The sequence below is a fragment of the Paracidovorax wautersii genome (genome assembly GCF_900113035.1).
Taxonomy (GTDB): domain Bacteria; phylum Pseudomonadota; class Gammaproteobacteria; order Burkholderiales; family Burkholderiaceae_C; genus Paracidovorax; species Paracidovorax wautersii.
The window spans coordinates 1-19,078 of record NZ_FONX01000022.1; the positions used below are offsets into that span (position 1 = coordinate 1).

The window sequence follows — 19,078 nt, forward strand, 5'->3', positions numbered from 1 at the left end:
GGGGCTGGGCGTGCACGTCAAACGGTTGCTGACGGACAACGGAGCGGCCTTCCGGTCCAAGGAGTTTGCGGCTGCCTGCAAAGCCTTGGGAGTGCAGCACAAGTTCACCAGGCCATACCGGCCGCAGACCAATGGCAAAGCCGAGCGGTTCATCCAGTCGGCGTTGCGAGAGTGGGCTTACGGCTGGACGTACCAGAACTCAGCCGAGCGGATCACTGCCCTGGCGAGCTGGCAGCACCACTACAACTGGCACAGGCCACACAGCGGCATTGGTCACATCGCTCCGATGTCCAGGCTCAAATCTGCAAATAACCTCTTGACGGTTCACAGCTAGCGCCCGCTGGCGGGCCGTGCCACCAGGGCCGTGGCGGCCGAGGCAGCCGCTGCGGCCTGCTGCTGCACGGCAGCCGCCTCAGGGCGGCCAGCCTGCAGGTGCGGTGCGATCACCCCCTGCCACAGGTCGTAGCCGGCTTCGTTCATGTGCAGCCGGTCGGGCCCGTACAGCTCGGCGCGCGGTTGGCCGTCGGCACCCAGCATGGGCGTGAAGATGTCGATGTAGTCGCTGTTGGGCACGCCGCGCACATAGGCGGCCAGCAGGGCGTTGGCCTCGCGCACCTGCGGCAGCAGCGCGCTGCGCAGCGGGCTGGGCTTGATCGAGACGTAGCTGATGCGCGTGTCCGGCAGCGCGGTGCGCACCGCGGCCACGAAGGCGCGGAAGCTCTCCAGCACCTGGGCCGGGCTGCGGCCTTCGGCCAGGTCGTTGTCGCCCGCATAGACGACCACGTGGCGCGGGCGGTACTGCACCACCAGCCGGCGCGCCAGGCCGTTGCAGTCGGCCATGGTGGAGCCGCCGAAGCCCCGGTTGATGACCACGGGCAGGTCGCGGAAGTCCTGGCGCAGGTCGGTCCACAGGCGGATGGTGGAACTGCCCACGAACAGCACGCCGCCCGGCTCGGGCGCGCGCTCGCGGTCGGCGGCGGCGAAGGCGTCCAGGCTGGACTGCCAGCGCGCATAGGCGGGCGGGAGCGCTTCCTGCGCCAGGCCGGCCGGCGCCGCCGGCGCGGCAGCCGCCGCCAGGCCGGCCAGCGCCGCAAGGCTCAGGGCGACGGCGCAGCGGGCGCAGAAGGGGCGGACGAAGGACATGAGAGGTTTTCCTGGCGGCAGGCGGCGTGGGAGGCAATGCGAGGTGGTGCAAGGCGGGAAGATTCCCGCGCAGATACACTTTTTACAACTATGCCGACATCGTTGCAAGCGCCCTTCCGCCCCGCTCTGCCCTGCGCTCACCGCTGCGGTGCGCGTGCGGCCACCCCGGCGCGGATCAGCCCAGCCGTGCGCGGTGGCGCGCCAGCTGCGCGCGCACCTGGGCCGGCGCGGTGCCGCCCAGGGTGTTGCGGGCGTTGAGCGAGCCGCGCAGGCTCAGCGCGTCGAACACGTCCTTCTCGATCGCCGGGTGGAAGCCCTGCAGCACGGCCAGGGGCAGCTCCGAAAGATCCACGCCGTGCGAGGTGGCCGCCTTCACGGCATGGGCCACGGTCTCGTGCGCGTCGCGGAAGGGCAGGCCCTTCTTGACGAGGTAGTCGGCCAGGTCGGTGGCGGTGGCGTAGCCCTTCTTGGCGGCCTGCTCCATGGCTTCGGGGTTGACGGTGATGCCGCCTTCCTTGCGGCCCGTGGCCGGGTCCAGCTGGCCGCCCACCATCTCGGCGAAGATGCGCAGCGTGTCCTTGAGCGTATCGACGGTGTCGAACAGGGGTTCCTTGTCTTCCTGGTTGTCCTTGTTGTAGGCCAGGGGCTGGCCCTTCATCAGCGTGATGAGGCCCATCAGGTGGCCGACCACGCGGCCGGTCTTGCCGCGCGCCAGCTCGGGCACGTCGGGGTTCTTCTTCTGCGGCATGATCGACGAGCCGGTGGTGAAGCGGTCGGCGATCCTGATGAAGCCGAAGTTCTGGCTCATCCAGATGATGAGCTCTTCGCTCAGGCGGCTCACGTGCACCATGCAGAGGCTCGCGGCGGCGGTGAATTCGATGGCGAAGTCGCGGTCGCTCACGGCGTCCAGGCTGTTCTGGCAGACGCCGTCCATGCCCAGGGTGCGGGCCACGCGCTCGCGGTCCAGCGGGTAGGTGGTGCCGGCGAGAGCCGCGCTGCCCAGCGGCAGCACGTTCACGCGGCGGCGCACGTCCTGCATGCGATCGGCGTCGCGGGCGAACATTTCCACATAGGCCAGCATGTGGTGGGCAAAGCTCACCGGCTGGGCCACCTGCAGGTGGGTGAAGCCGGGCAGGATCACGTCCACGTTGCGCTCGGCCACATCGACCAGCGAACCCTGCAGCTCCTTGAGCAGATCGGCGATCAGGTCGATCTCGCCGCGCAGCCAGAGGCGCACGTCGGTGGCGACCTGGTCGTTGCGGCTGCGGCCGGTGTGCAGACGCTTGCCGGCGTCGCCCACCAGCTGGGTCAGGCGCGCCTCGATGTTCAGGTGGACGTCTTCGAGGTCGAGCTTCCATTCGAAGGCGCCGGATTCGATCTCCTGCGTGATCTGCGCCATGCCGCGCTCGATGGATGCGTGGTCTTGAGCGCTGATGATGCCCTGCGCGGCCAGCATGCCGGCATGGGCCAGGCTGCCGGCGATGTCGGCCTGCCAGAGGCGCTTGTCGAAGAACACGCTCGACGTGTAGCGCTTGACCAGGTCGCTCATGGGCTCGGAGAACAGCGCCGACCAGGCCTGGGCCTTGGTGTCGAGCTGGTTGTGGGACGGGGCGGACGCTGGGCTGGAGGCAGGGCTGGAAGACATGGAGGGCAATAATCCGGTGGTTCGGACACCCGGAACGCCCGGATGCCGCAATGCAGGAGACGCAAATTTTATCGACCCCGCCCGCACCGCCGGCCAAGCGCCCCCCAGCCAACGCTCCGCGCGCCCCTCTGGGCCGTGCGCTGGTGTTCGACGCCTGCCATGTGGGCGTGATCCTGCGCGCCGTGCTGTTCGTCGAAGCGGTGCTGGGCGTGGGCGCCATGTTCGGTGCCATGACGCCGCTGGAATGGCTGGTGCGCCTGTCCCTGCTGACGGGCGGCGCGCTGCCGGCCACGCTGGCCTGGCTGGTCACGGCCTGCAGCCTCAAGCGGCTGCTGGAGCAGCTGCATGTGGGCCTGCAATACGCGGCGGGCGTGCTGCTGGGCGCGGTCTCGGGGCTCTACGCCTGCGGCACGCTGGCGCTGGTGGGCGCGGCGCAGGAGCCGCCCTGGCTGGCCAGCGCGGCCAGCGGCGCGCTGCTCTCGGCCGCGCTGGTGGCGGCGCTGGTGCTGCGCGCCCGGGGCCGCACGCCGGCGGCCACCGCCGCGCGCCTTTCCGAGCTGCAGTCGCGCATCCGGCCGCACTTTCTCTTCAACACCCTCAACAGCGCCATCGCCCTGGTGCGGGCCGAACCCGCGAGGGCCGAGACGCTGCTCGAAGACCTGAGCGACCTCTTCCGCCACGCCTTGCTGGACCAGGGCGAGGCCGTGACCCTGGCCGAGGAGATCGCCCTCGCCCGCCGCTACCTGGACATCGAGCAGGTCCGCTTCGGCGACCGGCTGCAGGTGCACTGGTCGCTGGACGCGCGCGCCGACGGCGCCCCGCTGCCCAGCCTGCTGCTGCAGCCGCTGGTGGAGAACGCCGTCAAGCACGGCGTGGAGCCCGATCCGGAAGGCGGCAGCATCCACATCCGCACCGAGCTGCGCGGCAGCCGGGTGCTGGTGGTCATCACCAACAGCCTGCCCGCGGCCAGCCCGGTGCCGGCCCCGCGCGGCCACGGCATCGCGCTGGCCAACGTGCGCGACCGCCTCCGGCTGCTGCACGACGTGCAGTGCGATTTCAGCGCCGGCCCGCACAATGGGGGCCATTACCAGGTGCGCATCAGCCTGCCGCCGCACGGCTGAGACCGAGAGCCCGCAATAAGAAAGACGCCACGACCGGCACCCCTGCGCCATTGCCCGACGGACCGACGCCCATGCCCTCCTCCCTGCACATCCTCATCGTCGATGACGAAGCCCTGGCCCGCAGCCGCCTGCGCACCCTGCTGGGCGACTGCGAGGAGCGCCACGCGATCTCGGAGGCCGCGCATGCCGCCGAGGCGCTGGCCCTGGTGCGATCCAGCGCCGAGGCCCGGCCGGTGGATGCGGTGCTGCTGGACATCCGCATGCCCGGGCAGGACGGCCTGAGCCTGGCCCACAGCCTGCGCATGAGCCCGCAGCCGCCGGCCATCGTGTTCGTGACCGCCCATGCCGACCACGCGGTCAGCGCCTTCGAGCTGGACGCGGTGGACTATCTGACCAAGCCGGTGCGCCTGGAGCGGCTGCAGCAGGCGCTGGCCAAGGTGCAGCGCCAGGCCCGCCAGGGCAGCGCGACGGCTGCGCAGCCGCCCAGCGGGCAGGCCCTGGTGATCCAGGACCGAGGCCGCACCGAGCGGGTGCCGCTGGCCGATGTGCTCTATCTGAAGTCGGAACAGAAATACGTGACCGTGCGCACGGGCAGCCGCAGCTACATCCTCGATGCCTCGCTCGCCGAGCTGGAGGCGCGCTATCCGGATCAATTCCTGCGCGTGCACCGCAGCACCCTGGTCGCCCGCCGCGCCATGCGCGCACTGGAAAAGCACTACGACGCGGAGGAAGGCGAAGGCTGGGCGCTGCGCCTGCACGGGCTGGCCGAGCTGGTGGCCGTCTCTCGCCGGCAGGTGGCTGCCGTGCGCGAGGTGCTGGCGGGCTGAGGTCGCCCCCGGCACTGGGCAGAATCCGAACGTTTTAGGCCACCAGCGCCCATCACACCTGGGCTATCAGCTATGTTTTCAATAGCAGACCGGCAGGTGGCACGGAGCCGCCCGCCGGCCTGCCGCGGCGCTCAAGCTCAGTGCGCGTGCGCGATGCCGCTCACCACCGTCACCACCACCACGCCGGCCACCAGCCAGGCGATCTGGGCCAGCGTCTGGCGGGCGCCGGTCTGCTTCTGCAGCTGCGGGATCAGGTCGGCCAGCGCCACATAGACGAAGCTGCTGGAGGCGATGACCAGGAAGTACGGCAGCCAGTCCTCGAAGCGGCCCACCAGGTAGTAGCCCAGCACCCCGCCCAGGCTGGTGACCGCGCCGGCCAGCGACACCTTCACCAGCGCGGCGCGGCGGTTGGCGCTGCTCTGGCGCAGCACCACCAGGTCGCCCATGTGGTGGGGCACCTCGTGCACCAGCACCGACAGGGCCGCGACCAGCCCCAGCCGCAGGTCGGCCATGAAGGCCGACGCGATCAGGATGCCGTCGCCGAAGCAATGCAGGCTGTCGCCCGTCAGCACCGCCCAGCCGCCCGCGCGCTTTTCCCCGGCGTGGGCGTGGCCATGGCTGTGGCCGTGTCCATGGCCGTGCTCGTGCCCGTGGTGCCAGAGCTCGGCCTTGTCCAGCAGGAAGAAGAACACCAGCCCCACCAGCAGCGTGGCGAAGAGATCGTGAGCGCCCGCTTCGCTCTCGAACGCCTCGGGCAGCAGGTGCATGAAGGCGGTGGCCAGCAGAGCGCCGGCCGCCAGGCTCAGCAGATGCTGCGGCCCCACGCGGCCGTTCGTGCCCATGCCGGCCCGCATGAGCCAGGCTGCCACCCACACGCTGCCGATGCCTGCGGCCAGCGTGGCCAAAATGATTGCTATTAATGTCATAGCTGCCAGTTCTTTCTCTATAAGCCTTGAAGGCCGATATCAATGCCAAAAGCGCCCTCTTGCAGGCGCAAAAAAAGCCCCGAAGGGCTTCGTGCGGCGCCAGGCTGGGGGCCGGAGCGTCAGGCCACGCCGTGGGTCTTGAACCAGGCGAGCATGCGCTTCCAGCCGTCCTCGGCCGCGTCCTTGCGATAGCTGGGACGGTAGTCGGCATGGAAGGCATGGGGAGCCTCGCGGTACACCACGAACTCCGAAGCCTTCGCCGCCGCGGAACCGTCCCGCAGTGCGTTTTGCATCTTAGCAATCGTGTCAAGAGGGATGCCGCTGTCCTGCCCGCCATAGAGGCCCAGCACCGGCGCCTTGAGGCTGGAGGCGACATCCACCGGGTGCCGCGGCGTGAGCGCGCCCGACTGCCCCACCAGCCGCCCGTACCACGCCACGCCGGCCTTGACCGGGCCCTGCGCGGCATACAGCCAGACGATGCGCCCGCCCCAGCAGAAGCCGGTGATCGCCACCTTCTTCAGGTTGCCGCCGTGGCGGCCGGCCCATTGCACGGTGGCGTCCAGGTCGGCCATCACCTGCGCGTCGGGCACCTTGGAGACCAGCTCGCTCTGCAGCTTGGCGATCTCGGTGTACTTCGACGGATCGCCCTGGCGGGCATAGAGCTCCGGCGCGATGGCCAGGTAGCCCGCACGGGCCAGGCGCCGGCAGGTGTCGGCGATGTATTCATGCACGCCGAAGATCTCCTGGATCACCAGCACCACCGGCAGGTTGTGCCGGCCGGCGGGCGCGGCGCGGTAGGCCGGCACCTTGAAGCCGTCCACCTCGATCTCGACCTTGCCCGCCTCCAGCCCGTCGGCCGGCGTCTGGATGGCCGTCTGCGCCATCACCGGCATGGCCGCCGCCGCATAGCCCACGCCGAAGCCCGCCCCCAGCGCCACGCGCAGCGCGGTGCGCCGGCTGGCGCCGGCCTCGGTGGACTGGCCGGGCAAAAGCGCGTCGAAATCCTTCTTCAGATCGTCCTGCTGCATGAGATCGCTCCTGGTGCTGTGTCGGTGGATGGCCGCTGCCTGCGGGCTGGGCAATGCCGCAGGCGCCATGCCATGGAAGGGGAACGGGGCCTTGCGCCCCCGAGGCTGAACGGGCGTCGCGCCCGCGCTGCAGTCTAGGGCTTGCCGCTCGACCGCGCTTGCCGGACAAAACCCCCTTTGTTTCGGCCTGCGCCTACTTTCCGCCCCGCAGATGCCGATTAACCTCAAAGGCGCTTGCAGCGGCCGGCCGTGCCCGTCGGGCCCGCCGCCCCGGCAAGGCGCTCGTCCAGGAAAGGCAAAGGCCCCGCATGTTGAACATTCTTCTCACCGGCTCGACCGGCTTCGTCGGCCGCCATGTGGCACGCCGGCTGCGCGACGACGGCCACCGCGTGGTGGCGGGCCTTTCGCCCCAGCGCCATGCCATCGGGGCCGACCAGTGCGCCATGGACTTCGCCCAGGACCTCTCCCCCGGCGACTGGCTGCCGCGCCTCAAGGGCATCGATGCCGTGGTCAACGCCGTGGGCGTGCTGCGCGACAGCCCGCGCCGGCCCATCGACGCGCTGCACCGCGACGCGCCCCGCGCCCTCTTCGACGCCTGCCTGCAGGCCGGCGTGCGCCGGGTGGTGCAGATCTCCGCACTGGGCGTGGCCGGCAGCGACACGCGCTACGCCCGCACCAAGCGCGCCGCCGACGAGCATCTGCTGGCCCTGTCCACCCGCATGCCGCCGGCCGGCGGCACGGCGCTGTCGGCCTGCGTGGTGCGGCCCAGCGTGGTGTTCGGCCGGGGCGGCGCCAGCAGCGCCCTCTTCATGAATCTGGCCCGCCTGCCGGTGGTGCTGCTGCCACGGCCGGTGCTCAAGGCCCGCGTGCAGCCCGTGGCCGTGCAGGACCTGGCCGATGCCGTGGCCGCCCTGCTGGGCCGCGAGGCCGACCGCCAGGGCGTGATCGAATGCGCCGGCCCCGAATCGCTGCCCATGGGCGACCTCATCGCCAGCCTGCGCGCCCAGAGCGGCCGCGGCCCCGCCCACGTGCTGCCGCTGCCCGAACCGCTGACGCGCCTGAGCGCCCTGCTGGGCGACCTGGTGCCGTCATCGCCCTGGTGCAGCGAAAGCCTGGCCATGCTGGGCAGCGACAACACGGCCGATGCCGCCACGCTGCATGCGCTGCTGGGCCGCCCCGGCGTGCATTACCGCGATCTGGTCGCGCGGGCCTGGAACAACGCCTGAGGCACGAGCCAGGCACGGCCACCCGGACCGGGCCTGCAGCCCGTCAAGCCTGGGGGCGATAGGCCCGGTACGCCTCGCGCGCCAGCGCATCGGCCAGCACCTGGGCCGCATCCAGCAGCGGCGCGCCGGCGGCCGCCTCGTCGAGCGCCAGCGGGATTTCCGTGCAGCCCATCACGATCACATCGGCATCGGCTGCATCGCGCAGCGCCTGCGCCACCTCGCCGAAGCACCGGCGCGCCAGCGCCATGTCGCCCGCCTTCACACCGTCGTAGATGCCCTGCATGAGCCGCTCCCGGCCGGCCGCATCCGGCTCCCGGCAGTCGATGCCGGCCTGCTCCAGCGCCAGCCGGTAGAGGCCGCTGCGGTAGGTGCCCTGGGTCGCCAGCAGGCCCACGCGCCGCCGGCCCTGGGGGCGCAGCAGCGCCGCCACCTCGCGCGGCATGTGCAGCACGGTGAGTTGCGGAAACCGCTCCTGCAGCAGGCCATGCCAGGCGTGGGCGGTGTTGCAGGCCATGGCCACGGCCTGCACGCCCAGCGCGGCCAGGCGGCCCGTGGCCTGCAGCAGGGCATCGCCCGGCTGGTACGCGCCGGGGCGGGGATCATCCAGCGCCGCCGTGCGGTCGGGCACCGGCAGCTGGGCCAGCCAGTGTTCCGGATAGGCCTGGTCGCAGACGGCCATGCCCAGCGCCTGCATGCGCGCCCTGCAGGCTTCGACGAAGAGGCGCACGAAGTCGGCGCCGGCCGCGGGCCCCATGCCGCCCAGGATGCCGACCATGCGCGGCCGGGCCTGCAGCGCAGCGTGCGGCAGCGCAGCCGCGGGCGTCATACGGCCGGCTTGTCGCTCTGCGCCGTGAGGTTGTCGCGCAGTTCCTTGGACATCGGCAGGCCCAGCGACTGGCCCTTGGGGGCGATGGGCGAGAGGAACCACTTGTTGTAGAGCTTCTCGAACGCGCCGGACTTCATCATGTCGCCGATCACGCCGTTGACCAGCGCCTGGAACTGCGGGTCGTCCTTGCGCATCATGCAGCCGTAGGGCTCGACCTGCAGCGCATCGCCCACCACGTCCCATTCGGCCGGGTTGGCCGCATTGGCCTTCAGGCCGAAGAGCAGGATGTCGTCCATGGCGAAGGCCTGGGCGCGGCCCGAGTCCACCAGCAGCATGGAGTCGTTGTGGTCCTTGCCCAGCACCAGGTCCATGTCGAGGTTGTTGTCGCGGTTGTACTTGCGGATCACCTGCGCGTTCGTGGTGCCGGTGGTGCTGGCCACGGTCTTCTTCGCCAGGTCGGCGTAGTTCTTGATGCCCGAGGCCTTCTTCACCAGCAGGCGCGTGCCGGTATAGAAATAGTTGATGGCGAACTGCACGTCCTTGCCGCGCGCGCTGTTGTTGGTGGTGGAGCCGCATTCCAGGTCCACCGTGCCGTTGGTCACCAACGGAATGCGGTTCTGCGAGGTGACGGCCTGCAGCTCGACCTTGATGTCGGGCCGGTTCAGCTTCTTCTTCACCGCGTCCACCACCGCGTTGGAGATGTCCACCGCGAACCCGATGGGCTCGCCGGCGCCGGCCAGGTAGCTGAAGGGCACCGACGATTCGCGGTAGGCCAGCGTGATCTTTCCGCTGTCCGCGATCTTCTTCAGGGTGTCGGCCTGCGCGGCGGCGCCGGCCAGCAGGCCGCAAGCCAGCAGCGCGGCGGAGCAGAGGGTGGTCTTCATGGGTGGTTCCTTGTCGAAGGGGGTGAGCGGGTGGAAAGGAAAGGAAAGGAAAGGAAAGGAAATCAAAGGCCGGCACGGCCCCCGCACGATGCGGCGGTTCAGGCACTGTAGGAAGGCGGAGGCGACTTGAACAATGCCTTCCGCGCGCCATGCCATGCCTGAAAGTTATGGCGGGGCACGGGCCATCCCTCAGCAAAGCAAGAGCCACGCCCGCGCACCTCGTGCAGGCTGCTTCGATCCGGTGCATAACCTGCCGGCATGGGCTGCGATCCGATCGGCATTGTTCAAGCGGCGCGTGCGCTCCTACAGTCCCCGCCGATGGAACGAACCGGAATCGGAATGGGCAAGCATGCATGTGTGATGGGCGCCGGCATCGTCGGCCTGGCCACGGCCTATGCGCTGGAGCGGCGGGGCTGGCAGGTCACGGTGATCGACCAGGGGCCCGTGGGCGGCGGCGCCAGCGGCGGCAACGGCGCGCAGCTGAGCTACAGCTACGTGCAGCCGCTGGCCGACGCCTCGGTCTGGGGCCAGCTGCCCAAGCTGCTGCTCTCGCCGGATTCGCCGCTCAAGCTGCGCCCGCAGTGGAGCCTGCGCCAGTGGCGCTGGGGCGCGGCCTTTCTCGCGGCCTGCAATGCGGAGACCTCCAGGCGCACCACCGGCACGCTGCTGGAGCTGGCGGCGCGCAGTCGCCAGGCCTTCGAGCAGCTGCGCGAACGCGAGGGCCTGGACTGCGACTTCACGCGCACCGGCAAGCTGGTGGTGTACCGCTCGCGCCAAGCGCTGGCCGCCGGCGAGCGGCAGATGGCGCTGCAAAGCGCCTGGGGCTGCGAGCAGGAATCGGTTTCCGCCGCCCGTTGCGTGGAGCTGGAACCCGCCCTCGCCCACGATGCGGAGCACATCGCCGGCGCCATCCACACGCCGGGCGAATGCGCCGCCGACTGCCAGAAGGTCTGCGACGGCCTGCACGCCCTGCTGGCCGTACGCGGCGTGCGCTTTCTGCTGGGCGCGCAGGTGGCGGGCTTCACGCGCAGCGCGGATGGCGCCCTCTCCGCCGTGCGCGTGCGCTCCGGCATACCGGAGAAGGAAACATCGCTGCCCGCCGACCAGTTCGTGCTGGCGCTGGGCAGCGCGAGTGCCGACTGGGCCGCGCGCCTGGGCCTCTACCTGCCGGTCTATCCGCTCAAGGGCTACAGCATCACGGTGGATGCGCCCCCAGGCGCGGCCTGGGCGCCCCGGGTGAACGTGACCGACGCGGCCCGCAAGGTCGTCTTCGCCCGGCTGGGCGACCGCCTGCGCGTGGCCGGCATGGCCGAGCTGGTGGGCGACGACCGGAGCATCCCCGCGGACCGCATCGAACGCCTGCGCGCCACCGTGGCGGCCGTGCTGGGCCGGGAGCTGAACCGCGACGCGCTCCAGCTCCGCCCCTGGACCGGCATGCGCCCCGCCACGCCCACCGGCCTGCCCATCGTGGGCCGCCAGCCGGGCGGCCCGGGCAATCTGTGGCTGAACACCGGGCATGGCGCGCTGGGCTTCACGCTGTCGTTCGGCACGGCCGGGCAGCTCGCGCAGGCGATGGGGCAGTAAGAACGTGTTTACGATCTCGCAGGGGATCGCGTTGGAACGCAATCGGGATGAGTGGATGCCTCGGATGCGCCGCATGGACTCGTGCCCATGCAAGCAGCCGGGGCATCCAATCGCCCGATTGCGCTCCAACCCGAAGGGCAGCTACGTCGGCGGGCGGTCTGCGGCGTTGCGGCGCTTGTGGATAGCCGTGCTATCCACTGCGCACCGCGCCTTGCATCCCATCCCGCCGACATAGCTGCGCGACCCCTGGGAGATCGTAAACACGTTCTAAGGCAGCCTTCGACTGCGCCTCGCCGGGGCGGCTCAGCGACCGAGCGTCGCCAGGATGGCGTCGCGCATGCAGCGCACCATCGCATCGGCCAGCAGCGACGCCGGCCGGTTCGGCATGCGCAGCGCCTTCACGGGCACGGCGATGTGCGGCTGCAGCTCCAGCACGTCCACGCGCGCCCGGTCGGCGGAGGCGGCGGTGCAGGCATCCACCAGCGCCACGCCCAGGCCATGGTGGGCCAGGGCCAGCGCCGCGTGGTAGGTCTGCACCGTGATCGTGGACTGCAGCCCGACCTCCGCCTCGCGGCAGGCATGGTTCAGCAAGGTGCCCAGCGGGTCGTTGAGCCCCAGCCGCACCACCGGCACCTGCGCCAGATCGGCCAACTGCACGGAACCCGCGGCCACGAGAGCGGCGTCGAGCAGGCCGCGCGGCGCGGCGCAGACCATGTGGCCTTCGGCCAGCGTTTCCTGCTCCAGCGAGGGGTGGGACAGCGCCGAGAAGACGAAGCCCACGTCGGCCTCCTGCAGCACCAGCGCGGAAACGATCTGCGGCGAATGCAGCGATTCGATGGTCACCCGCACGCCGGGATGCAGCTCGCGGAAGGCCCGCAGCGCGCGGGGCATCACCTCATGGCTCAGCGCCAGCACGCTGAGGATGTGCAGCTCGCCCTCGCGCTGCTGGCCGCGCAGGCTGCCCGCCAGGCGCTGCACCTCGTCAAGCTGGTTGAAGAGCCGCTCGATGTGCGGATAGAGCGTCTGCGCCTCGCGCGTGGGCACCAGCCGGCCCTTGTGGCGATGGAAGAGCGCGAAGCCCAGCTGCAGTTCGGCGTGCGAGAGGATGCGGCTGACCGCCGGCTGCGTGACGTTGATGAGCCGCGCCGCGGCGCTCACGCTGCCGGTGAGCATGACGGCGTTGAAGACTTCGATGTGGCGCAGGCGCATGGAGGGGGCGATGCCGGCAGGCGGCGGAGACCGGATGCACCGATGGTATGCGCGGCGGGGCGCGGCAGGCACGGCAGGCCGCGCCCGGCCCGCTCGCTCAATCCAGCTGGATGTTCAGGTTCTTGATGAGCGCCTGCATCCGGCGCGCCTCCGACTGGATCACGCGGTCGAACTGCTCGGGCGTGCCGGCCACCACTTCGGAGCCGATCTCCTGCCACCGGGCCTTGAAGGCCGGGTCCGCGAAGATGGCGTTCAGCTCGGCGTTGAGGCGGTTGATGATGGGCCGGGGCGTGCCGGCCGCCACCGAGATGCCGTGCCAGGCGTAGTAGTCGAAGTCGGGGTAGCCCAGCTCGCTGATCGCGGGCACGCCCGGCAGCAGCGGCGTGCGCGCCTTGGTGGTGACGGCCAGCGGCCGCAGCTTGCCCGACTTGATGTGCGGCAGCGAGCTGCCCAGGATGTCGAACATGCTGGTGATCTGCCCGCCCATCAGATCGACCAGCGCGGGGCCGGCGCCCTTGTAGGGCACGTGCGAGATGTCGATCTTGGCCTGGGCCTTGAACAGCTCGGCGCCCAGGTGCTGGGGCGAGCCGTTGCTGGCCGAGCCGAAGGTGGCGCGGTTGGCCGGGTCCTTGGCGAAGGCCACGTACTCCTGGAAGCTGCGGATGGGGCTCTTGTCCGACACCTCCAGCACCAGCGGGAAGCGCGAGATCTGCATCACCGGCGCCAGGTCCTTGAGCGGATCGAAGCCCAGCTTGGCATAGAGGAACTGGTTGGCCGCCAGGTTGCCGCTGGCCGCCAGCAGCAGCGTGTAGCCGTCGGGCTTGCCCTTGGCGACCTGGCCGGTGCCGATGTTGCCGCCCGCGCCCGCCTTGTTGTCCACGATGACCGGCACTTTGAGCCGCTGGGCCAGCGGCGTGGCGATGAGGCGCGCCATCAGGTCGGTGGGCCCGCCGGGCGGATAGGGCACGACGAAGGTGATCGCGCGGCTGGGCCAGGCATCGGGCTGCGCCTGCACGGCGGCGGGCAGGGCCAGCGCCAGCGCGGCGGCGGCGAGGAAGGTGCGGGTGGTCATCATGGTGCTTGTCTCCGTTGTGGTTCGTTCTTCTCTGGGCATCGCTGCCGCATTCGTGCGCGGTCAGGCCTTGTTGCTCGATACCTGTCTGTCAGTGCGCGCCGGGGGCTGCACCGTGAGTTGCGTCCTTGTGCGCGTCGTCGCTGTGGATCTGCAGGGCTTCGAGGAAGCGCGAAACCATGTTGTAGGCCGCCACGGTGGCCGTGATCTCGACCACCTGGGGCGATTCGTAGAGCGCGGCGACGGCCGCGAACACCGCGTCGGGCACCTGCACCTGGCGCGTCATGGCGTCGGTGTAGGCCAGCACGGCGCGCTGCTCGGCGCTGAAAAGCCCGCAGGCCTGCCAGTCGGCCAGCGCGTCGAGCTGGGCCTGGGTGATGCCTTCGCGCAGGGCGATGGGCGCATGCTGGTCGGCCTCGTAGGGCGCGTTGTTCAGCTGGGCCACGCGCATGATGATGAGTTCGCGCAGCGAGCCGGGCAGCGAGCTCTTGTGGCGCACGGCCGTGAGGTAGTTCAGCCAGCCCTCGGCGAAGGGCGGGCTGTGCAGCAGCATCTGGTAGAGATGCAGGACGCTGCCGCGCTCGGCGGCGATGCGCTCGGCCAGGGGGCGCACGCCATCGGCGGTGCAGTCGGCATAGGGGATTCGGGCCACGGGTTCACTCCAGTTGCATGGGGCGCCGCGCCCTGGCGGGGCGGGCGGGCGCCGGCGGTTCGTGGACTCATCCTAGGCCGCTGCGATATATTTTTGAAATTCTTTGCATCTATCGATTTATCAGGCCAGGGAATGAATATCTCACCCAAGCAGCTGCGCATGTTCCTGGCGCTGTCGGAATCGCTGAACTTCAGCAAGACCGCCGAAAAGCTCTTCATCACCCAGCCCTCGCTCAGCAAGGCGATCCAGGACCTCGAAGCCGAGCTGGGCCTGCCGCTCTTCGAACGCACCACGCGCAGCGTGCGGCTGACGCCGGGCGGCGCGCGCATGGCGGTGCTGGCGCGCTCGGTGGTGGGCGAACTGGACGCGGGCCTGCAGCGCATGCAGTCCTCGGCCGAGCGCGAGGCGCAGCAGCTCGCCATCGCCGCCTGGCCGTCGCTGGCCTATGCGGTGCTGCCCGAGGTCTGCGCCGCGCTGGAGCGGCAGTTCCGCGCGCCGCAGCTGGCGGTGCACGACTGCGCCAACAGCGCCTGCATCCAGCGCCTGCTGGACCATCAGGCCGACTTCGCGCTGGCCTCGGTCGCGCCCTCGCACCCCGACCTGCATTACGAGGAGCTGCTGCGCGACCGCTTCGTGCTGCTGTCCAGCGGCAAGTGGCGCCGTCAGGTGGCCGCGCGCATCCGGCTCGAAGAGCTGCTGGCCCTGCCCCTCATCACGCTGACCGATGCCAGCACCGCCATGCGCTACATGAGCGCGGCCTACCTGCAGCGCGGCATCGAATACCGCCCGCGCATGCAGGTGGACCAGGTCGCCACCGTGGCGGGCCTGGTGAAGAAGGAAGTGGGCGTGGCCGTGCTGCCCTATCTGGGCGTGCTGCCTATCCTGGGCGGCATGCGCGGGGTGCAGATCTCGGAGATCACCGACGGCCCGCTGCGCTCGGTGGGCGTCGTCACGCGCCGGCTGGGCCAGCCCAGCGCGATCGCCGCCGCCGCCATGCAGGAGGTGGCGGCCGTGAGCCGCGCCCTGATGGCCCAGCACCCCGAATGGCTGCTGCCGCCCTCGCCCAGGCGCAACAAGGCCGGCTGAAAGCCGGTCAGGCGCCCGTGTTCGATGCGCTGGCGGCCAGCTTGTCCTGCGTGCGGGTGTCGAAATCGCTGGCGTCGTGCCGCTCCAGCAGCTGGCTGGCGAGGTCGCCCCGCACCCGGTTGACCATGCGCCCGCGCTGCACGGCGGGGCGCTGGCCCACCTGATCGGCCCAGCGCAGCACATGGGTGTATTCCTGCACCTGCAGGAATTCGCCCGCGTCGTAGGCCTCGCCCTTGACCATCAGGCCATACCAGGGCCAGATCGCCATGTCGGCCACCGTGTATTCGTCGCCCGCCACGTACTCCGTCACGGCCAGGCGCTGGTTCAGCACATCCAGCTGGCGCTTGGCTTCCATCGCGTAGCGGTCGATGGCGTATTCGATCTTGACCGGCGCATAGGCATAGAAATGGCCGAAGCCTCCGCCCAGGAAGGGCGCGCTGCCCATCTGCCAGAACAGCCACGACAGGCACTCCGCCCGCGCCGCGCCGTCCTTGGGCAGGAAGGCGCCGAACTTCTCGGCCAGGTACATCAGGATGGCGCCGGACTCGAACACGCGCACGGGGTGGGCCGGGTCGGTGCGGTCCTGCAGCGCGGGAATCTTGGAGTTGGGGTTGATGCCCACGAACCCGCTGCCGAACTGGTCCCCATCGCCGATGCGGATCAGCCAGGCGTCGTACTCCGCCCCGCTGTGGCCCAGCGCCAGCAGCTCTTCCAGCATCACCGTCACCTTCACGCCATTGGGCGTGCCCATCGAATAGAGCTGCAGCGGGTGCTTGCCCACCGGCAGCTCTTTATCGTGCGTGGCCCCGGCGACGGGCCGGTTGATGCTGGCGAACTGGCCGCCGTTTTCCTTGTGCCATTGCCAGATGGCGGGAGGGGTGTAGGGGGTGGTGTCGGACATGGGGATTCCAGGCAGAGGGGACGGAGGCTGGCGGGCCGCCAGCGTTTGCCGGATGAGTTTAGCGACGGGGCTTTCGGGCTGCAGGGCGAGGGCCAAGGCCCCTGCAGCCCCTCTGGTCAATGTGCCTTGTCCCAGTTCGGCCCCACGCCCACTTCGGCCAGCAGCGGCACCTTCAGCTCGGCCACCTCGGCCATGATGCGCGGCACTTCGGTGCGCACCCAGGCTTCGTGCTCGGCGGGCAGCTCGAACACCAGTTCATCGTGCACCTGCATGATCATCAGCACGTCGGGCCGTTGTTCGTCCAGCACCCGCTGCACCTCGACCATGGCCTTCTTGATGAGGTCGGCCGCCGTGCCCTGCATGGGCGCGTTGATGGCGGCGCGCTCGGCGGCGCTGCGGCGCGGGCCGTTGGGCGAATTGATCTCGGGCAGGTACAGGCGCCGGCCGAAGACGGTTTCCACGTAGCCCTGGGCCTTGGCTGCGGCCTTGGTGTCGTCCATGTACTGCTTCACGCCGGGGTAGCGCTGGAAGTAGCGGTCGATGTAGGCGGCGGCGGACTTCGTCTCGATGCCGAGGTTCTTGGCCAGGCCGAAGCTGCTCATGCCGTAGATCAGGCCGAAGTTGATGACCTTGGCATAGCGGCGCTGCTGGCTGCTGACCTGATCGACCTCGACGCCGAACACCTCGGCCGCCGTGGCGCGGTGCACGTCCAGCCCTTGGGTGAAGGCGTTCAGCAGCGACTCGTCGCCCGAGAGGTGGGCCATGATGCGCAGCTCGATCTGGCTGTAGTCGGCGCTGGCGATCAGGCGCCCCGGCGGCGCGACGAAGGCTTCGCGCACGCGGCGGCCTTCGGCCGTGCGGATCGGGATGTTCTGCAGGTTGGGGTCGTTGCTGGACAGCCGCCCCGTCACCGCCACGGCCTGCGCGTAGTGCGTGTGCACGCGCCCGGTGCGCGGGTTGGCGAGCTGGCTGAGCTTGTCGGTGTAGGTGCCCTTCAACTTGGAGAGGCTGCGGTGCTCCAGGATCTTGGCGGGCAGCGGGTAGTCCTCGGCCAGCTTCTCCAGCACCTCTTCGTCGGTGCTGCGTGCGCCAGTGGCGGTCTTCTTGACCACGGGCAGGCCGAGCTTGTCGAAGAAGATCTCGCCCAGCTGCTTGGGTGACCCCAAGTTGAAGGGCTGGCCCGCGATCTCGTAGGCCTCCTGCTCCAGCTGCAGGATGCGCTGGCCCAGCTCGTGGCTTTGGCCGGCGAGCGTGGGGGCGTCGATCAGCACGCCGTTGCGTTCGATGCGGAACAGCGCCTCGCTGCTGGCCATCTCCAGCGCGTAGATGTCGAGCAGGCCGGCCTGGCCCTGCAGCAGCGGCCAGAGCACGCGGTGCACGTCCAGCGTCTGGTCGGAGTCTTCGCAGGAATAGGCCGTGGCCTTGTCCACAGCCACCTGCGCGAACGGGATCTGGTGCACGCCCTTGCCGCACAGGTCTTCGTAGCTGATGCCGCTGCGGCCCAGGTGGCGTTCGGCCAGGCTGGCGAGGCCATGGGGCTTGTGCACTTCCAGCACGTAGCTCTGCAGCATGGTGTCGTGCGCGTAGCCGCGCACGTCGATGCCGTGGTTGGCGAACACGTGCCGGTCGTACTTGACGTGCTGGCCCAGCTTGGGGCGCGAGGCGTCTTCCAGCCAGGGCTTGAGGCGCGCCAGCACTTCGTCGATGGGCAGCTGCTCGGGCGCATCGGGGCCTTCGTGGCGCAGCGGGATGTAGGCGGCGGCGCCCGGCTCCACGCTGAAGCTGATGCCGACGATCTCGGCACGCAGCTCGTCGAGCGAGGTGGTCTCGGTGTCCAGCGCCACCAGCTCTGCTGCCTGGACGGTGGCGAGCCAGCGGTCGAAGGCCTCCCAGGTCAGCACGGCCTCGTAGGCCACCTCGCGGCCCTGGGCGGCTTCGGCCACGGCCGTGGCCTCGGACGAGGCGAACAGGTCGCCGCTGGCGCCAGGCTCGGTGGTGGCGCCGGCAGCGGCGGCAGGCGCGGCGGCTTCCAGCGCGCGGGCCAGGCCCTTGAAGCCGTATTTCTCGTAGAAATCGCGCAGTGCGCCCGTCTCTTCTGGGCCTACAGCTATCGAATCAATAGCAGGCAGCCCCTCGACATGGCCGACCAGGTCACAGTCGGTCTTGATGGTCACCAGCTCGCGGCCCTTGGGCAGCCAGTCCAGCGCGCCGCGCAGGTTCTGGCCGGCCACGCCCTTGATCTCGTCGGCGCGGGCGATGAGCGCATCGAGCGAGCCGTATTCATTGAGCCACTTGGCGGCCGTCTTGGGGCCCACCTTGGGCACGCCGGGCACGTTGTCCACCGCATCGCCCACCAGGGTCTGGTAGTCGACCATCAGCGAGGGCGGCACGCCGAATTCGGACGTCACGCCCGCCACGTCGCGGCGCTTGCCGCTCATGGTGTCGATGATGGTGATGCGCTCGTTCACCAGCTGCGACAGGTCCTTGTCGCCGCTGGAGACGATCACCTCGAAGCCCTGGCGCGCCGCGCAGGAGGCCAGGGTGCCGATCACGTCGTCAGCCTCCACGCCCGGCACGCACACCACGGGCCAGCCCAGCAGGCGCACCACTTCATGGATGGGTTCGATCTGCGCGCGCAGGTCGTCGGGCATGGGCGCGCGCTGGGCCTTGTATTCGGGGTAGAGCGCGTCGCGGAAGGTCGGGCCGCTGGCGTCGAACACGCAGGCGGCGTAGCCGGCCGGCACCTCGCGCTTCAAGGCCTGCAGCATGTTGATCATGCCGCGGATGGCGCCCGTGGCGGGGCTGGTCGGGTCGCCGGGTACGGCCCGCAGGTCGGGCATGGCGTGAAAGGCGCGGTAGAGATAGCTGGAGCCGTCCACCAGCACCAGGGTCTTGGATTTGCTCATGGACGGATTGTGCCCGCCACGGCCCGACCCGCGCCGGGCGCA

The 19,078-nt window shown here is 70.1% G+C and carries 17 protein-coding genes; 6 read left to right on the plus strand and 11 right to left on the minus strand.

The features are described 5' to 3' along the window. Positions 1 to 334, plus strand: a 334-nt coding sequence (locus BM070_RS21835; protein ID WP_139222908.1) for an integrase core domain-containing protein, incomplete at its 5' end; no start/stop codon positions are given. Here BM070_RS21835 and BM070_RS21840 read toward each other — a convergent pair. Further along, entirely contained in the window at positions 331 to 1,143 is an 813-nt protein-coding gene (locus BM070_RS21840) for an SGNH/GDSL hydrolase family protein (RefSeq protein WP_092941884.1), read from the minus strand. The genes BM070_RS21835 and BM070_RS21840 overlap by 4 nt on opposite strands. A gap of 175 nt (positions 1,144 to 1,318) precedes the next feature. Continuing rightward, on the minus strand, positions 1,319 to 2,788 hold the full coding sequence (gene argH / locus BM070_RS21845) for an argininosuccinate lyase (protein WP_092941886.1): 1,470 nt from the start codon (positions 2,786 to 2,788) through the stop codon (positions 1,319 to 1,321). A gap of 50 nt (positions 2,789 to 2,838) precedes the next feature. Between argH and BM070_RS21850 the strand changes: the two genes are divergently transcribed. Both BM070_RS21850 and BM070_RS21855 read left to right on the plus strand, forming a co-directional pair. Further along, the gene (locus BM070_RS21850; RefSeq protein WP_092941888.1) at positions 2,839 to 3,909 is read left to right on the plus strand and encodes a sensor histidine kinase; all 1,071 of its coding nucleotides are present in this window, start codon (positions 2,839 to 2,841) and stop codon (positions 3,907 to 3,909) included. Positions 3,910 to 3,992: 83 nt separating this feature from the next. Then, positions 3,993 to 4,736: a LytR/AlgR family response regulator transcription factor gene (locus BM070_RS21855; RefSeq protein WP_092942006.1), complete on the plus strand. Its 744-nt coding sequence runs from the start codon at positions 3,993 to 3,995 to the stop codon at positions 4,734 to 4,736. Between the two features lie 137 nt (positions 4,737 to 4,873). Here BM070_RS21855 and BM070_RS21860 read toward each other — a convergent pair whose 3' ends face one another. Further along, complete coding sequence (locus BM070_RS21860) at positions 4,874 to 5,662, minus strand: ZIP family metal transporter (protein ID WP_092941890.1); 789 nt, start codon at positions 5,660 to 5,662, stop codon at positions 4,874 to 4,876. Positions 5,663 to 5,781: 119 nt separating this feature from the next. Continuing rightward, on the minus strand, positions 5,782 to 6,690 hold the full coding sequence (locus BM070_RS21865) for a dienelactone hydrolase family protein (RefSeq protein WP_092941892.1): 909 nt from the start codon (positions 6,688 to 6,690) through the stop codon (positions 5,782 to 5,784). Between the two features lie 311 nt (positions 6,691 to 7,001). Here BM070_RS21865 and BM070_RS21870 point away from each other — a divergent pair, with 311 nt between their 5' ends. Further along, positions 7,002 to 7,916, plus strand: coding sequence for an NAD-dependent epimerase/dehydratase family protein (locus tag BM070_RS21870; RefSeq protein WP_092942008.1), 915 nt, complete (start codon positions 7,002 to 7,004; stop codon positions 7,914 to 7,916). A gap of 43 nt (positions 7,917 to 7,959) precedes the next feature. Here BM070_RS21870 and BM070_RS21875 read toward each other — a convergent pair whose 3' ends face one another. Continuing rightward, complete coding sequence (locus BM070_RS21875; protein WP_175518580.1) at positions 7,960 to 8,742, minus strand: aspartate/glutamate racemase family protein; 783 nt, start codon at positions 8,740 to 8,742, stop codon at positions 7,960 to 7,962. Beyond that, positions 8,739 to 9,626 carry an amino acid ABC transporter substrate-binding protein gene (locus BM070_RS21880; RefSeq protein WP_092941894.1) on the minus strand — a complete coding sequence of 296 codons (888 nt, stop codon included), beginning with the start codon at positions 9,624 to 9,626 and terminating at the stop codon, positions 8,739 to 8,741. The genes BM070_RS21875 and BM070_RS21880 overlap by 4 nt, the downstream gene beginning before the upstream one ends. A 318-nt stretch (positions 9,627 to 9,944) precedes the next feature. Here BM070_RS21880 and BM070_RS21885 point away from each other — a divergent pair, with 318 nt between their 5' ends. Continuing rightward, positions 9,945 to 11,210, plus strand: a complete 1,266-nt coding sequence (locus BM070_RS21885; RefSeq protein WP_245785332.1) for an FAD-dependent oxidoreductase — start codon at positions 9,945 to 9,947, stop codon at positions 11,208 to 11,210. A 303-nt stretch (positions 11,211 to 11,513) separates the two neighbouring features. Here the strand turns inward: BM070_RS21885 and BM070_RS21895 are convergent, their stop codons facing one another. The 3 genes from BM070_RS21895 to BM070_RS21905 all read right to left on the minus strand — a co-directional run bounded on the left by BM070_RS21895 (position 11,514) and on the right by BM070_RS21905 (position 14,143). Beyond that, positions 11,514 to 12,419 (minus strand): LysR family transcriptional regulator, encoded by a 906-nt coding sequence (locus tag BM070_RS21895; protein WP_092941900.1) that lies wholly within the window; start codon positions 12,417 to 12,419, stop codon positions 11,514 to 11,516. A gap of 97 nt (positions 12,420 to 12,516) precedes the next feature. Further along, positions 12,517 to 13,491, minus strand: a complete 975-nt coding sequence (locus tag BM070_RS21900; protein ID WP_092941902.1) for a Bug family tripartite tricarboxylate transporter substrate binding protein — start codon at positions 13,489 to 13,491, stop codon at positions 12,517 to 12,519. 91 nt (positions 13,492 to 13,582) lie between these two features. After that, positions 13,583 to 14,143, minus strand: coding sequence for a carboxymuconolactone decarboxylase family protein (locus BM070_RS21905; protein WP_092941904.1), 561 nt, complete (start codon positions 14,141 to 14,143; stop codon positions 13,583 to 13,585). A 132-nt stretch (positions 14,144 to 14,275) separates the two neighbouring features. On the opposite strand from BM070_RS21905, the gene BM070_RS21910 reads away from it, so the two are divergent. Next, positions 14,276 to 15,229 carry a LysR family transcriptional regulator gene (locus BM070_RS21910; RefSeq protein ID WP_092941906.1) on the plus strand — a complete coding sequence of 318 codons (954 nt, stop codon included), beginning with the start codon at positions 14,276 to 14,278 and terminating at the stop codon, positions 15,227 to 15,229. A gap of 7 nt (positions 15,230 to 15,236) precedes the next feature. Here the strand turns inward: BM070_RS21910 and yghU are convergent, their stop codons facing one another. Then, the gene (gene yghU, locus BM070_RS21915) at positions 15,237 to 16,130 is read right to left on the minus strand and encodes a glutathione-dependent disulfide-bond oxidoreductase (protein WP_092941908.1); all 894 of its coding nucleotides are present in this window, start codon (positions 16,128 to 16,130) and stop codon (positions 15,237 to 15,239) included. A gap of 116 nt (positions 16,131 to 16,246) precedes the next feature. Further along, entirely contained in the window at positions 16,247 to 19,036 is a 2,790-nt protein-coding gene (gene polA / locus BM070_RS21920; protein ID WP_092941910.1) for a DNA polymerase I, read from the minus strand. Positions 19,037 to 19,078: the final 42 nt, after the last annotated feature.

What these genes read in the sequence shown, in the direction of transcription:
- BM070_RS21840 (WP_092941884.1), bottom strand. Translation starts at nt 1,143, where the DNA reads ATGTCCTTCGTCCGCCCCTTCTGCGCCCGCTGCGCCGTCGCCCTGAGC.
- argH (WP_092941886.1), bottom strand. Translation starts at nt 2,788, where the DNA reads ATGTCTTCCAGCCCTGCCTCCAGCCCAGCGTCCGCCCCGTCCCACAAC.
- BM070_RS21850 (WP_092941888.1), top strand. Translation starts at nt 2,839, where the DNA reads ATGCAGGAGACGCAAATTTTATCGACCCCGCCCGCACCGCCGGCCAAG.
- BM070_RS21860 (WP_092941890.1), bottom strand. Translation starts at nt 5,662, where the DNA reads ATGACATTAATAGCAATCATTTTGGCCACGCTGGCCGCAGGCATCGGC.
- BM070_RS21865 (WP_092941892.1), bottom strand. Translation starts at nt 6,690, where the DNA reads ATGCAGCAGGACGATCTGAAGAAGGATTTCGACGCGCTTTTGCCCGGC.
- BM070_RS21875 (WP_175518580.1), bottom strand. Translation starts at nt 8,742, where the DNA reads ATGACGCCCGCGGCTGCGCTGCCGCACGCTGCGCTGCAGGCCCGGCCG.
- BM070_RS21880 (WP_092941894.1), bottom strand. Translation starts at nt 9,626, where the DNA reads ATGAAGACCACCCTCTGCTCCGCCGCGCTGCTGGCTTGCGGCCTGCTG.
- BM070_RS21885 (WP_245785332.1), top strand. Translation starts at nt 9,945, where the DNA reads ATGGAACGAACCGGAATCGGAATGGGCAAGCATGCATGTGTGATGGGC.
- BM070_RS21895 (WP_092941900.1), bottom strand. Translation starts at nt 12,419, where the DNA reads ATGCGCCTGCGCCACATCGAAGTCTTCAACGCCGTCATGCTCACCGGC.
- BM070_RS21900 (WP_092941902.1), bottom strand. Translation starts at nt 13,491, where the DNA reads ATGACCACCCGCACCTTCCTCGCCGCCGCCGCGCTGGCGCTGGCCCTG.
- BM070_RS21910 (WP_092941906.1), top strand. Translation starts at nt 14,276, where the DNA reads ATGAATATCTCACCCAAGCAGCTGCGCATGTTCCTGGCGCTGTCGGAA.
- yghU (WP_092941908.1), bottom strand. Translation starts at nt 16,130, where the DNA reads ATGTCCGACACCACCCCCTACACCCCTCCCGCCATCTGGCAATGGCAC.
- polA (WP_092941910.1), bottom strand. Translation starts at nt 19,036, where the DNA reads ATGAGCAAATCCAAGACCCTGGTGCTGGTGGACGGCTCCAGCTATCTC.